We start from the raw sequence: 13789 nt of genomic DNA, 5'->3' as shown, positions 1-13789 counted from the left end.
TTACTTGCGATCGCGGAGGTGTCGAAGATAATCGCTCCTGATCTCCCAAAATCTAATTAAAAAGCGATCGTACTCTAAATCTTCGATTTCAGGTAGTTTATGAAAGACGTACATGAAAGTAAAAAGTACTTTGCATCAGCAATACTTAGGTCAGGCTCAGTCAACATAGCGTGTCTAATACCTCCCTCATCACTTGTATATCCATACAGGTTTAAGAATGAATTTTCAAAGCCGGATGTAACTTGTTAGAAACTTCTAGAACCTTCAGGGCTTCTCCTAAAGTTGCCTTTAAGCCTCGTCTTTGACTAAATGTATTGCTTGAAAACTCGACTTTAAACATCTCAGGTAATTGTTGTCTTACCTCGCCTTCAGAAAATCTCTCAGGCTCATGTATATGACAGTACCCAGAAGAATTAGCTTTGAGCTTGCATTTTTCTCCAGATTTAGTTTTTGCTTTGCAATTAGCTGATGACATACGAGATAACTTCGAGGATATCTTTATTAAGATAGCAGTCTTATCAATGAAAACTAGTATTAATTAAAACGCCGACAGTGGTCTAATAGCTTTTATCAATATAAGCACTCAAAAATACCAGTTGGTTTACCATCTCCTCAGCCGAACGAGTAGCAACCAACTTGAGCAACCCTTGTAACTGTTGCCCTACGGAATAACGTTGCTGCTGCAACAAAATAATGCCAGCATGATTTCTCTCTGTAGCTAAAAACTCGTTATGCAAACAGCAGAAGTCTCTTCGGTTGTAGCTATATATGGCACGCCCTTCCTCTGTTGCCCAAATTAGCTGCTGATCATCAGAATAAGTCTGCCTGCTCACATCGGCCACTGTTACAACATCCAAGTTTGCATTACAGAAAGCTTTGATTAAAGACTTCTCAACGCTGTCCTCATCTAAATACAAACGAATTTGGCTCACTGTCTCTTCGCCGTATATTCAGCTTCCAAACGGTCGTATTCTTCAATTTCTGCGGCAATCTCTGTGTCAATTACTTCTTTATTGACATAGTAGTAAGTTAACGCTGCATAAATTTGTGCCAACATTAGCTGTGGTCTTTCAGCAACGATGTCTTCTGGTTTCATGCCTGCATTGAAGTCGATCGCAATGTTGTGTACCGTAATCCGGTGTCCCGTAATGCGAGGGCGACCACCACAGGTTCCCGGTGTGCTGACAATCAGCGTGCCAATGTCGGTAATGGTTTGCATAGCTTGTTTACTAAATTTTGCTCCCATAAGCAACTGAGCAATTTAAAACTTCTTTTAATGTAGAAATATAAATGTCCAGTTATTTATTTAGCTGCCCACAGCAAAATAAAACATTTATCCTTAATAATTAGGAGTCTAGTACTAATCCCAGAATAGCAAACATCCTGCCTCGATTGGAGACGATAGACTTTTTATAAGAGTAATTTTTGCAAAAACTCGAATTTCCCAACATTTCAAGGCAGGTATGGAGCAATGGTGCGATTAAAACCGTGGCAGTGGGTCGTCTTAGCAATGCCGATCGCGTTTATCATTATTTTCTTACTAGTATCCGCCGGTTCGCAAATTCATGCGTGGGGTATTAGTTGGATCTGGGGTGTGTTCACCCTTTTATTCGTGGGTTGGCGTTGGCTGTTGGTAAAATGGACTCAACCAGCTGTTAACCAAGTGGAAACTGTATTAGCCCAAGTCCGCGAAGAACTGGAATCGGCAGCAGAGGATACAGTAAGACCACCAGTGGGAAGTGATATCACAAAGCTTGCAGAAACCGCACTCCAAGAGATTCTGCAAGCAGCACAAAGCGATCGCCCGATTTGGGAAGACTGGCAAACATTTTGGACGCGATGCCAGGATTTGGTGGTAGAGATCGCTCATATCTACAATCCTCAAATTCAATATCCCCTGCTGAACATTTACGTCCCCCAAGCTTACGGGCTGATTCGCGGAACGGTGGATGATATGGATCAGTGGATGCAAAAGTTATCCCCAGTCCTCAATCAGGTAACAGTTGGGCAAGCATACCAAGGATATGAGGTCTACCGGAAGTTGGAACCATCGGCTCGGAAATTCTGGAAAGCTTGGAACTGGGCACAGTGGGTTTTAAACCCGGTGGCGGCAGTGGCAAAACAAGCTAGTCAGGGTTACAGTAACCAAGCAACTCAGCAATTATTGGGGAATTTGAGTCAGTTATTCCGGGAAGCTGCACTCAGAAACTTATGCCGACAGGCGATCGCACTCTACGGACGTGGAACATTACCAGTTTCAGCAGCCGTAGTATCCACACCAACTTTACCCAAAGCAAAAACCCAAACACTCCGAGAAATCCTGACTCAAGCTCAACCAGCCGAGGCGGTTGAGCAAAAACCCGTGAATATTCTGCTGGTGGGGCGCACGGGGTCAGGAAAAAGTAGCTTGATTAACACACTATTTCAGGCGGATCTCGCAGCCGTTGATGTTTTACCCAGTACCGATCGCATTCAGAATTATCAATGGCAGAGTCAAAGTGGCGAAACCCTGACGCTTTGGGATACACCTGGTTATGAACAAGTCAACCGTGCCGATCTCCGAAATCTGGTGCTTGATTATGCCATTAATGCAGATTTGCTGCTGTTAGCTACCCCTGCCCTCGATCCTGCCCTGCAAATGGATGTAGACTTTTTGCAAGACATCAAGGCAGAAGTTGCAGATTTACCAGCGATCGCGATCGTCACTCAAATAGATCGTTTGCGTCCGCTCCGCGAATGGCAACCACCTTATAATTGGGAATGGGGCGATCGCCCCAAAGAAATTGCGATTCGAGAAGCCACCGAGTATCGCGCCAAACTGCTAGGAAACTTCTGTAATCTAGTTCTACCTGTGGTTACAGGTGACAGCAAAACAAATCGAATCGCCTGGGGAGTGGAGGCGCTATCGTTGGGATTAGTGGATGCGATCGCGCCTACCAAGCAACTCCGTCTCGCCCGCTTTTTACGTAACCTAGAAGCCCGTACTATCGCCGCAGCCAAAATCATCGACCACTATACCTTCCAGATGACGACAACACAGGGACTAACGACATTGCTTAAAAGTCCCGTCCTCCAGTTTGTTTCTACGCTCTCAACCGGATCTCCAGCCCTAGCATATATGTTGGCAGAGCAAATTCCTCTGGAACAGTTGCCGATTGTGATTGGCAAACTTCAAATGGGATATGAGCTTTTCTCGCTCTTGAATACAGGCAAGCATAACTCGCTCAACTTTGAATTGCTATCCCTCTGGCCGCTACTGCTGGAAAACTCCGCTTCACCCGATCGCAACGCCTGGGCATTTGGTCACGCCCTAGTGGAATACTGGACTCAAAATTTGACGGTTGAACAACTGCGGGAGCGATTTGAGTATTATCTATCGATTTCCAAATAATTTGTCTGCTTTATCGCTTTTATTCCATTAAATCATCTGTCGCAGGCTCACCCGGATAAAAGCGATCGCTCAGAATTTCCTCAAAAGGATATAAACATTGCTGGGGAAAAGTTGAGAGTGACAGATTTGTTTCTCCCGATGCTAAATCCCTAGCGTTTTGATATGATTCCTGGAGTGCTTCTTCAAGGTAAGGCTTCAGGCTAGGATTTTCGCTCAACAACTTGAGAATCTCCCGTCTTTGTACCCTAATTGTCGCCAAGCAACTACGACTCCGTTGTTTTGGTTGATATTCCCATTTGAGCAAATGTCCAATTAATATACTAAGACGATTTCTCAATTCTTGCCGTTCCCTTCTTCCCAAAGATTCGATTTCCTCAATTAAATTGGGTAGATCAAGCTGGTTCCATTGGTGATGACGCAGAAGGTTAGCCTGTTGTTGAGTCCAAGTATAAAAGTCATTTTCGTAGAGGTTTGGCATCAGGTTTCCCTCTGTTTTCCCTAATTCTAGTAAAGACTCATAAATGTGCATTGATGTCAACTTCAGGTGAAAGCCTGTCCTAATAAATTTCTCTCGTTCCCAGGCAGAGTCTGGGAATGCTTATTGTGAGGCTCCGCCTCCTGAATTTGCGGCAGAGCCGCTCTTAATGCGTTTCCAGCCAGAGGCTGGAAACGAGGATTTTCTCTCGTGTTCTGGCTGAAGTTGACACGCATTACATCTGTGCGCCCTGACACTTGATTGTGTTTTGAGAAAAAGCTTTGAATCTAACAGCTAAAAAGTCACCACACTGCGAATTGATTCACCTTTATGCATCAATTCAAAGGCATCATTAATTTGCTCAATAGGCATTACATGGGTAATCAAATCATCAATATTTATCTTACCTTGCATATACCAATCAACAATTTTCGGCACATCTGTACGTCCTCTAGCGCCACCAAATGCTGAACCTTTCCAAACGCGTCCAGTTACTAATTGAAAAGGACGAGTACTGATTTCTTGTCCAGCACCAGCAACACCAATAACCACACTTACGCCCCAACCTTTGTGGCAGCATTCTAATGCTTGACGCATAATTTTGACATTACCGATACATTCAAAGCTGTAATCAGCACCGCCTTTGGTTAAATCAACCAGATAGGGAACTAAATCACCCTCTACTTCCTGGGGATTCACAAAGTGCGTCATGCCAAACTTTTCTGCCAAAGCGCGTTTGCTGGGATTAAGATCCACCCCGACAATCATATTCGCCCCTACCATCCGCGCCGCCTGGATGACATTTAAGCCAATACCACCCAAACCGAAAACCACGACATTCGCTCCTGGTTCCACCTTGGCAGTGTAGATGACTGCACCAATACCAGTAGTCACACCACAGCCAATGTAACAAACCTTATCAAATGGGGCGTCTTCCCGAATTTTTGCCACGGCGATTTCCGGCAGCACCGTATAGTTGGCAAAAGTGGATGTACCCATATAATGATGAATCATCTGCCCATCGAGACTAAAGCGACTAGTACCATCGGGCATGACACCGCGTGCTTGAGTTAAGCGAATGGCTTGACAGAGATTAGTTTTGAAACTCAGACAATATTCGCACTGGCGGCATTCGGGAGTGTAGAGGGGAATTACATGATCCCCTGGTTTGAGACTGGTGACACCAGCGCCTACCTCCACTACCACACCAGCGCCTTCATGTCCCAAAATTGCCGGAAACAAACCTTCGGGATCGTTACCAGATAAGGTAAAGGCATCGGTATGACAAATCCCGGAGGCTTTCACCTCAACTAACACTTCCCCGGCTTGTGGCCCCGATAGTTGAACGGTTTCAATCGTCAACGGCTTACCTGCGCTGTAAGCTACTGCTGCTTTAACTTGCAATGTCAGCCCTCGTGTATAGTTTTTTGACGTTCTCTCCAATGCTGAAGCACGGAATTCTTTCACTTAAAGATATCGAGCGCATGATACACTTTTGTATCACTTCATCGTATTTAGTAAGCACGATCGCTCCTATAACGATAAATATCACTTTGTTAAAATATCATTCTGTAGCTAAATTGGTTAAAGGCGGCAACAGCTGTTTTGGCAACGATGTAAACTTGATGCCAGCAGCAACCCCCAAATAATTTGTCCACCCCTCAATTTATATATTTTGTCACAGCTTATGAACCCTGCCCTCACTCAAATTGGCGCTCAAATGTCTAACCTGACTGGCGTCAGAGCAATCATGAAGGATATTATCGACACATTACAAACAAGTGCAGGGCAGCAGTTTATTAATTTGAGTGCTGGTAATCCGTTGATTTTGCCAGAGGTAGAGCAATTATGGCGGGATTGTACTGCACAGCTTCTCGCTAGTCCAGAATATGGTGAGGTAGTTTGTCGCTACGGCTCAAGTCAGGGCTATGCACCATTTGTTGAAGCGATCGCTAATGATTTTAACAAACGCTACGGGTTAAACTTAAGCGAACGCAATATCCTGATCACCCCAGGTAGTCAAAGTCTCTACTTCTACGCCGTGAATAGCTTCGGTGGCTACACCCCCAGTGGCGAGTTAAAACAAATCGTTTTGCCCCTCAGTCCTGACTACACGGGTTACGGGGGTATCTGCTTAGTTCCGAAAGCCTTAACCGCCTACAAACCGACTCTCGATATCGATACAGCTGCCCACCGATTTAAATATCGCCCCGACTTCAGTCAACTTTCGATTACCGAAAACACGGGTTGTGTCCTCTTTTCTCGCCCCTGTAATCCCACTGGTAACGTCCTCACTGATGATGAGGTGAGAAAGATTGCTGCCCTGGCTGCGCCTTACAATGTACCCGTGTTAATTGACTCGGCTTATGCACCTCCCTTCCCAGCATTGAATTTTACCGAAATGACACCAGTGTTTGGTGATAACATCCTCCACTGCATGAGTTTATCGAAAGCTGGATTACCAGGAGAAAGGATTGGGATTGCCATTGGGGATGAAAAGTGGATTGAAGTGCTGGAGTGTTTCCAGGCAAATATGAGTCTCCATTCTTCACGTTACGGCCAAGCGATCGCAGCTTTTGCAATCAATTCTGGCGCTTTAGTGGAAATTTCTCACACTGTCATCCGTCCCTTTTACCAAAATAAGTTTACCGTTTTAGAAACCAGTTTAGAACAAGCAATGCCCAAGAATTTACCTTGGTTTCTCCATCGCGGTGAAGGAGCAATTTTTGCTTGGTTGTGGTTAGAGGATTTACCCATCAGTGATTGGGAATTTTACCAACGAGTCAAGCAAGTAGGTGTGATTATTGTCCCTGGAACTAGCTTCTTCCCCGGTTTAGAGGAAGAATGGGCGCACAAGCACCAATGTTTCCGCATCAGCCTTACCGGCAGCGATGAGGAAATTACCACTGCTATGCAACGTTTAGCAAAAGTGGCTGAAGAAGTTTATCAGCGTGCAGTTGTGAGTGCGTGATGAGTGCTGAGTGCTGAGTGTTGAGTTAGGAGTTATAAGTTATTATTCTCCCCCGACCCCAATGCCCAATGACAAATGCCCAATGCCCAATGCGCAATGCCCAATGACAAATGACAAATGACAAATCAGATAATTGGTTAGAAATTGGTAAGATTGTTTCCCCTCAAGGATTGTCTGGGGAATTACGGGTTTATCCTGTATCTGACTTCCCTGAAAGATTTCAGGTGCCGGGAAAACGTTGGTTGTTGCGTTCAGGTGAAAGAGAACCACAACCAATCGAATTATTGACAGGACGTTACATCAGTAACAAAAACTTATATGTGATCAAATTAGCTGGTGTGGAAAATTGTGATCAGGCGGAGGCGTTACGCGGTTGTAAGTTAATGGTGCCAGCAAGCGATCGCCCCCAATTAGGCGAAGATGAATATCATGTCCTCGATTTGATTGGTTTGGAAGTTTTTATGCAAGCATCTGGCGAACTGGTTGGGACGGTAGTAGATATCATCTCTGCTGGGAATGATTTGTTAGAAGTCAAGTTGCATGAATCATTTGCTACTGACAAACAACAAATGACAAATGACAAAAAGCAAAAGACTGTTTTGATTCCATTTGTGCTAGCGATCGCACCTGTGGTAGACTTGGCATCTGGTCGCATTGAAATTACACCACCGCCTGGGTTGTTGGAAATTAATAATTAAGTCATTCCTTTATCTGCCTCTAGCTAGTTTTGCTGTACTGGATACTTCAACAAGAAGCAAAGCTTGAGGCATGAGAAAATTAGAATACACACGCTATCTATTAATTTAGCAAATGTGGCAATGCCAGAAAAAATAACAGCAACTATTCACAGGCAACTGCTAGAAATATTGTCCGGATTGCCCTTATCTTCTCAAAAAGAAGTATTAGATTTTGCTATCTCTCTCCAGAAAAAAAAACTAACTCAGCATTGGGATGCTATTTCTGATGCAGAAGCTGCTGCATTAAAAACAGAGTTTGCTGATGAAGATTTAGCTTTTGCAGAATCCGTTTTAACTGATTATCTCTCCCAGCTTCAGCAAGAGGACACAGTTTAATGCGAGGAGATGTTTATTTGGCTGATTTGAATCCGAGTCGAGGTTCAGAGCAAGCAAGTATCCGACCAGTTATTATTGTACAGCGAGATAGACTAGCTCAGTTTACAACAACATCAATAGTAATTCCTTTAACCACTAATCTGCGACGCGCTAACATACCAGGTACAATTGTCATACCTTCAGGTGAAGGCGGTTTAACGCAAGAGTCAGTGGTGCTTTGTTATCAAATTATTGTTATCGCTTGACTATAGCTTCACAGTATTTTATTTTTGTGTGAGCAACAAACTAATCTTGAGTTATTTTTGATGCGATCAAAATTGAACGCCGTACCTGAGTTTGAATATTAAGTATGTTAGCTAGTTTTTGACGATCCTTAAATCCTATATCGTGCATATAACAGTGGTGCAAAATAATCTGTTTCAATAAGCGATCACAAACAGGATTTTTAGAGAATTCAGAGTGCAATTTATCAATCTTGTGAATATCTAATCTTTTTTCAAACTGCAATTCAATAATTTCTTGAATTAAGCAGAATGAAGGCTTATCGTTGCTTTCAGTTACTCTAATATAGATCTCACGACCTTTGGCAGAACCTAGAGAAAACGCAATTTTGTGAAGCATCCCCAGAATAACGGTATAATTAATCCCTAAGTAAAAAGACTCGACTTCCCGAATAATTTTTGAGTTGGAAAGATTTGGATTCTCTTCCAATATCTTTTTAATTTTCCTGATTGACTCTTCTCGCACGTATTCCGAAAATCTTAGAAAGACGCTAAGAAATCTTAGTGAAACCAAAAGTGATTCTTCATAGATTGACTCTAGAGAGTTTCGCTCTAGGGAGCCAAGCCTATTTCTCAAAATCTGTCCACAAACTTCAATTGCTCTGAATACTTTGTTTACCTTTACCATGAACTCTTCTACGTCTTTGTTGTCATATAAAGGACTATTCTGCTCTTCATCTTGATCAATAATATCTTTTTGTCTATCGTTTTCTAATCGTTCTTGCTTTGCGTCACGATTCTCTAAAACAAGGTGAGGTATTTCTTTAACAAAATCTTGAAGAAAAGATAGAGAACCTGCTTCTAATGTTACTTCTGCCTCATTAGAAAAAATACCCATGACAGAATATAGAATCTGATCAAGAATCCACGGATCTTTGGAATGGTGCGTAAGAAACAGAACTATGTTCGATGCCTTTTCAAGATGAATTGTATCTACTAGATGTTGTATTCTCTTTTTAGCTTCCTCTCCTTTGTAAAGAGAGTCTGCCAAGTTTTTCGCCGCAAAGAAGTAAAACAGATAACGGTAATGAAACTTTAGACCAGTCTCTGAATGTTGCAGAATAAATGAATCGACCAAATCATTAATCACTTTGTCTTGACTAACTGGAAGAAAATTCTTTAAGTATTCTTTAAAAAATGCATCTAAGCCAGATTCATCAAGACTTTCCGAGGGAGACTCTAAAATTGCTCCTCCAAGTTCTGATAAAACATTAAGGTATGTATCAATCTCGGTTTGTTTTACATGAACACGCTGTAGAGCTTGGTAGATCAAATACTGATAATAGTGTCCGTAAGCAGTGAGTTCAAGTCTCTGTGTGGTTATTGTCTCTAAAGTCTGAAGAAGCATCAAGATGTGGAATGGTTTTGCTGGAACTACGTTCTTGCCTACAAGCAAGTCTACATGATGCCGCAGTTCATCTGTCTTTTTCCAAACCTGCTGATCGTCTGCTTCTTCAGTTAACTCTAGTGCGACCCATTTATCAATTAGTTTGGCACGATCAACATTACCGAAAGGGAGAATTTCCAACTTCTTATAATCATCAAGCTCAGGAAAATCAGGCATGATAAATATAAAGGATTCCTCTGCAAGCAGAATAGTATGAGGAAAAATCGAATTAATATTTCTTATAAATTTACTTTTGGCCTTCTTATTAAGTGTACTTGCCGATATATCATCGACAATACAAACAAGATTAAGTCCTTGAAGAAATTTTTCCGCAGACAGCGATTGATATGTAGCTGAAACTAGCTTTGAAATTTGTTCCTTAATATCAGAACTTTTTATATTTGCTCCCTCAACTAGTAAAGGCAAGAATCCAGAAGAAAGAGCATCTAGGAATATTTTTTTTGCAAGAGTAGTTTTACCTGACTGCTCATCTCCTAAAATAAGGATACGGCTATCATATTCTAATAGTTTTTCACCTGAAATCTTCTTCGATGGAAATTTTTCTAACGATTCATTTATGACCTTTAGGTTAGGGAAGACAAATATATCATTCAGATAAATACGTTCACGACTTCGATGTGCAACCTTTATTGCAGTATTTTCAAGAAACTCTTGAAATTCGTTTGTTAATTCTATATTTGAGCTAGAAGGAATGCTTAAATTACTGAGTTGGGGTTCACTAGAAGTTAAGGAAGCTGTTTTTTTTTAATTGTTCCCTTTATCAATTTAGTAAAAGTTGGGAAATGGTTATGCAAGAAGTTTTCTGTATCTAGCTCCGCTTCGTAAGAAATTCCCACAAAAGGCGGGATTGAAGAAATTATTCCTTTGAGCTTTGCTGCTGCTGATTTATCTGGCTGATTCAGTTTATCTCGGATTCCTCTCAAAAGCATAAGGACTTCATCAGGGTATGTAGATGAGCTTACTTCAATTTTACCTACTTGGTTGACAATTTCTGCAACTACAACCTGTGCCTCTTGTTCTGAAATTTCGATAGATCCTGACTGCTCTGAGAGAATCTCCCAGTACTCTTGCTCATACGGCTGCATCTGTGTTTTCAATTTGGTGATCTGCAACTTAATTCGCTCTTTGTCTTCATCAGGAGTTATTGTCAAAGTCAATTCTTTACCTGACACTTGTGTACGATAATTGGTCAAAATTTCCTCAACCACACCTAGGCGATCGCTTGACATCCCTAAACTCCAAAACTTGAAAGACAACTGTTCAGTTTTACACAATCTAGTTCATTATGTCTTTAGGGTTTTTACATAACTAGGACTTACACATCGTACATAAGTACTATACGTAATTTGGGTATTTCAGCCATGTTTAGCACCCAGCGATCACAAATATGCGAGTAAATCAGGGTTATGCGAAGCGCCTGAAACCACCAAATATAATGCTCCACATTATGGTTAATTTGTACAGAAAGCTCTAGATGAAGAAAATGCCAATTGATAGGATTAATCAATAGCGTAGATGTAGCCCGTCGTAGATATCGCTCTCTATCCTGTGCCAAGAGCGAAAGAATTTAGTCACAAAGGCTAGAAAAACTTCTCATGGGTAGATGGCCATCATCTGGAAAACAAGTACAATTGCTTACTGATGAAGCCGTCAAAATCCTTTTGGAATGGAGTGTCGAAATGACATTAGCAACGACTCCACAAACAAAGCCTTTAACAGATGAAGAATTAGGTAAGATGAACGCCTATTGGCGTGCAGCTAATTATCTTTCCGTTGGGCAGATATATCTACTCGACAATCCGCTACTTAGAGAACCGCTAAAGCTGGAACACGTCAAACCCAGGCTTTTGGGTCACTGGGGAACAACACCAGGGCTGAACTTCATCTATGTTCACCTGAATCGGCTGATCAAAAAATATGACCTAAACATGATCTATATTGCTGGCCCTGGTCATGGAGGACCTGGACTGGTAGCCAACACCTACTTAGAAGGCACTTACACCCAGTATTATCAGAACATCTCCCAGGATGCTGAAGGAATCCAGAAACTCTTCAAACAATTCTCTTTCCCTGGTGGTATTCCCAGCCACGTTGCACCGGAAACTCCTGGTTCGATCCACGAAGGCGGTGAACTAGGTTACTCCCTCGTCCACGCTTACGGTGCTGCCTTTGATAACCCTGACTTGATCGTTGCTGCTGTTGTCGGTGATGGTGAAGCTGAAACAGGTGCTTTAGCGACTAGTTGGCATTCCAACAAGTTTCTTAACCCCGTGCGTGATGGTGCTGTACTTCCCATTCTGCATCTGAATGGGTATAAAATTGCCAACCCAACGACACTGGCACGGATTAGCCATGAGGAGTTGGAAAGTTTATTTGTGGGCTACGGCTACAAGCCATACTTTGTAGAAGGTGACGATCCCGCAGATGTACACCAGCAGATGGCGGCGACTCTAGATATAGCGATCGCCGAAATTCAAAGCATCCAAAGGGAAGCCCGTGTACATGGTTTCACCGAACGCCCCCAGTGGCCGATGATTGTCATGAGAACCCCCAAAGGTTGGACAGGGCCCAAGGAAGTAGATGGCAAAAAAACTGAAGGTTCTTGGCGATCGCACCAAGTTCCCTTGGGCGAAATAGCCAAAAAGCCAGAACACCTGAAACTCCTAGAAGATTGGATGAAGAGTTACAAACCAGAAGAACTCTTCGACAGCAACGGTAAGCTGATTCCCGAACTAGCAGAACTGGCTCCCAAAGGGCATCGACGCATGGGTGACAATCCCCACGCTAACGGCGGTATTTTGCTGTGTGACCTGAAAATGCCCGACTTTCAAAACTATGCTGTAAATGTTCTCCAACCAGGCAAAGCGATCGCTGAAGCTACCAAAGTTACCGGCAAATTCCTGCGGGATGTTATGCAACTTAATCAAGAAAGTCGCAACTTCCGCATATTTGCCCCCGACGAATTGGCATCAAATCGTTTGGACGCCGTGTTGGAAGTCACAGATAGAACTTGGGTAGCCGAGATTTATCCCGAAGATGACCACCTTTCCCCCGACGGTCGGGTGATGGAAATTCTCAGCGAAACTTCTTGCCAAGGATGGTTAGAAGGCTACCTCCTCACAGGGCGTCACGGGTTATTCACTTGCTACGAGGCATTCATCCACATCATTGACTCGATGTTCAATCAGCACGCCAAATGGCTGAAAACGACCAGACATATTCCCTGGCGTAGACCAATTGCTTCCCTCAATTACCTACTCTCCTCTCACGTTTGGCGACAAGACCACAACGGCTTCTCCCACCAAGACCCCGGTTTTATTGACCATGTAATCAATAAGAAAGCAGAGATCGTCCGCGTTTATTTGCCCCCCGATGCCAACACTCTGCTATCAGTAACTAACCATTGCTTGAGAAGCCGCAACTATGTCAATGTCATCGTTGCTGGAAAGCAGCCAGCATTGCAATATCTCAACATGGATGCTGCCATCAAGCACTGCACCAAAGGCATCGGTATTTGGGAATGGGCAAGCAACGACCAAGGCAGCGAACCAGACGTAGTGATGGCTTGCGCTGGGGATGTTCCCACCTTAGAAACCTTGGCGGCTGTAGACATTCTGCGCCAGCAATTCCCTGAGTTAAAGGTGCGGGTAGTGAACGTAGTCGATTTGATGACACTACAGCCAAAAAGCGAACATCCCCACGGTTTGAGCGAAAAAGACTTTGACACGATTTTCACCACAGATAAACACATTATTTTTGCCTTTCATGGCTATCCTTGGCTGATTCATCGCCTAACCTATCGCCACACCAACCACGATCAGCTGCATGTGCGTGGCTACATGGAAGAGGGAACTACCACCACCCCCTTTGATATGGTTGTTCTTAACGAGCTTGATCGCTTCCATTTAGTGATGGACGTAATTGAGCGCGTACCAAAACTAGGATATAGAGCAGCTTATGTCAAGCAGCATCTGCAAGATAAGCTGATCGAACACAAACATTACATTGATAAGTACGGCGACGATATGCCGGAAATTCGCGATTGGAAGTGGCCGTATTAAGAGGTGAAAGAGGCAGAGGGGAAATCTGGAGAGATTCCCCTCTGCTTAGATGTGGAAACACTTTCTTTGTAAGAGAACTCGAAGAAAGAGAAAACCTAATCAGTGATAATTAGAATCCCCGTACCTTTA

Annotated in this window: 14 protein-coding genes; 6 read left to right on the top strand and 8 right to left on the bottom strand. The window is 43.1% G+C overall.

Annotated features, from left to right (window positions below):
- Nucleotides 1-211: 211 nt before the first annotated feature.
- The 3 genes from V7K36_RS06175 to V7K36_RS06165 form a co-directional block, all read right to left on the bottom strand.
- The gene (locus tag V7K36_RS06175; protein ID WP_335114079.1) at nt 212-475 is read right to left on the bottom strand and encodes a DUF5763 domain-containing protein; all 264 of its coding nucleotides are present in this window, start codon (nt 473-475) and stop codon (nt 212-214) included.
- Between the two features lie 82 nt (nt 476-557).
- On the bottom strand, nt 558-932 hold the full coding sequence (locus V7K36_RS06170; protein ID WP_335114077.1) for a DUF5615 family PIN-like protein: 375 nt from the start codon (nt 930-932) through the stop codon (nt 558-560).
- Entirely contained in the window at nt 929-1219 is a 291-nt protein-coding gene (locus tag V7K36_RS06165; RefSeq protein WP_335114075.1) for a DUF433 domain-containing protein, read from the bottom strand. The genes V7K36_RS06170 and V7K36_RS06165 overlap by 4 nt, the downstream gene beginning before the upstream one ends.
- Before the next feature lie 252 nt (nt 1220-1471).
- Here V7K36_RS06165 and V7K36_RS06160 point away from each other — a divergent pair, with 252 nt between their 5' ends.
- On the top strand, nt 1472-3391 hold the full coding sequence (locus tag V7K36_RS06160) for a GTPase family protein (protein ID WP_335114073.1): 1920 nt from the start codon (nt 1472-1474) through the stop codon (nt 3389-3391).
- A gap of 19 nt (nt 3392-3410) precedes the next feature.
- Here the strand turns inward: V7K36_RS06160 and V7K36_RS06155 are convergent, their stop codons facing one another.
- Genes V7K36_RS06155 through V7K36_RS06145 form a run of 3 tightly spaced genes read right to left on the bottom strand, consistent with a single transcriptional unit; the run spans nt 3411 to nt 5270 of the window.
- Nucleotides 3411-3920: a DUF29 domain-containing protein gene (locus V7K36_RS06155; RefSeq protein ID WP_335114071.1), complete on the bottom strand. Its 510-nt coding sequence runs from the start codon at nt 3918-3920 to the stop codon at nt 3411-3413.
- A gap of 11 nt (nt 3921-3931) precedes the next feature.
- Nucleotides 3932-4123 (bottom strand): hypothetical protein, encoded by a 192-nt coding sequence (locus tag V7K36_RS06150; protein WP_335114069.1) that lies wholly within the window; start codon nt 4121-4123, stop codon nt 3932-3934.
- A 37-nt stretch (nt 4124-4160) separates the two neighbouring features.
- On the bottom strand, nt 4161-5270 hold the full coding sequence (locus tag V7K36_RS06145; RefSeq protein WP_335114149.1) for an S-(hydroxymethyl)glutathione dehydrogenase/class III alcohol dehydrogenase: 1110 nt from the start codon (nt 5268-5270) through the stop codon (nt 4161-4163).
- 283 nt (nt 5271-5553) lie between these two features.
- Here V7K36_RS06145 and V7K36_RS06140 point away from each other — a divergent pair, with 283 nt between their 5' ends.
- The 4 genes from V7K36_RS06140 to V7K36_RS06125 all read left to right on the top strand — a co-directional run bounded on the left by V7K36_RS06140 (nt 5554) and on the right by V7K36_RS06125 (nt 8155).
- Entirely contained in the window at nt 5554-6837 is a 1284-nt protein-coding gene (locus tag V7K36_RS06140; protein WP_335114067.1) for a valine--pyruvate transaminase, read from the top strand.
- A gap of 110 nt (nt 6838-6947) precedes the next feature.
- Complete coding sequence (gene rimM / locus V7K36_RS06135; RefSeq protein ID WP_335114065.1) at nt 6948-7535, top strand: ribosome maturation factor RimM; 588 nt, start codon at nt 6948-6950, stop codon at nt 7533-7535.
- A gap of 120 nt (nt 7536-7655) precedes the next feature.
- The gene (locus V7K36_RS06130) at nt 7656-7910 is read left to right on the top strand and encodes a hypothetical protein (protein WP_335114063.1); all 255 of its coding nucleotides are present in this window, start codon (nt 7656-7658) and stop codon (nt 7908-7910) included.
- Nucleotides 7910-8155, top strand: coding sequence for a type II toxin-antitoxin system PemK/MazF family toxin (locus V7K36_RS06125; protein WP_335114061.1), 246 nt, complete (start codon nt 7910-7912; stop codon nt 8153-8155). The genes V7K36_RS06130 and V7K36_RS06125 overlap by 1 nt, the downstream gene beginning before the upstream one ends.
- 40 nt (nt 8156-8195) lie before the next feature.
- On the opposite strand, the gene V7K36_RS06120 is transcribed toward V7K36_RS06125, so the two are convergent.
- Both V7K36_RS06120 and V7K36_RS06115 read right to left on the bottom strand, forming a co-directional pair.
- Entirely contained in the window at nt 8196-10004 is a 1809-nt protein-coding gene (locus V7K36_RS06120) for an STAND family AAA ATPase (RefSeq protein ID WP_335114059.1), read from the bottom strand.
- Between the two features lie 320 nt (nt 10005-10324).
- Nucleotides 10325-10855, bottom strand: coding sequence for a hypothetical protein (locus tag V7K36_RS06115; RefSeq protein WP_335114057.1), 531 nt, complete (start codon nt 10853-10855; stop codon nt 10325-10327).
- A 423-nt stretch (nt 10856-11278) separates the two neighbouring features.
- Between V7K36_RS06115 and V7K36_RS06110 the strand changes: the two genes are divergently transcribed.
- The gene (locus V7K36_RS06110; RefSeq protein ID WP_335114147.1) at nt 11279-13660 is read left to right on the top strand and encodes a phosphoketolase family protein; all 2382 of its coding nucleotides are present in this window, start codon (nt 11279-11281) and stop codon (nt 13658-13660) included.
- Nucleotides 13661-13789 lie beyond the last annotated feature (129 nt).

Origin of the sequence: Nostoc sp. (assembly GCF_036919555.1) — a bacterium.
In the GTDB taxonomy this organism is placed as follows: domain Bacteria; phylum Cyanobacteriota; class Cyanobacteriia; order Cyanobacteriales; family Nostocaceae; genus Nostoc.
Note: the sequence above shows the minus strand (reverse complement) of the source record. Positions and strands in the feature narration are given on the sequence as shown.

Bases quoted from the DNA above. Each gene is read 5' to 3' on its own strand.
- V7K36_RS06125 (WP_335114061.1), top strand. From the start codon at position 7,910: ATGCGAGGAGATGTTTATTTGGCTGATTTGAATCCGAGTCGAGGTTCA.
- V7K36_RS06175 (WP_335114079.1), bottom strand. From the start codon at position 475: ATGTCATCAGCTAATTGCAAAGCAAAAACTAAATCTGGAGAAAAATGC.
- V7K36_RS06130 (WP_335114063.1), top strand. From the start codon at position 7,656: ATGCCAGAAAAAATAACAGCAACTATTCACAGGCAACTGCTAGAAATA.
- rimM (WP_335114065.1), top strand. From the start codon at position 6,948: ATGACAAATGACAAATCAGATAATTGGTTAGAAATTGGTAAGATTGTT.
- V7K36_RS06140 (WP_335114067.1), top strand. From the start codon at position 5,554: ATGAACCCTGCCCTCACTCAAATTGGCGCTCAAATGTCTAACCTGACT.
- V7K36_RS06165 (WP_335114075.1), bottom strand. From the start codon at position 1,219: ATGCAAACCATTACCGACATTGGCACGCTGATTGTCAGCACACCGGGA.
- V7K36_RS06110 (WP_335114147.1), top strand. From the start codon at position 11,279: ATGACATTAGCAACGACTCCACAAACAAAGCCTTTAACAGATGAAGAA.
- V7K36_RS06155 (WP_335114071.1), bottom strand. From the start codon at position 3,920: ATGCACATTTATGAGTCTTTACTAGAATTAGGGAAAACAGAGGGAAAC.
- V7K36_RS06160 (WP_335114073.1), top strand. From the start codon at position 1,472: ATGGTGCGATTAAAACCGTGGCAGTGGGTCGTCTTAGCAATGCCGATC.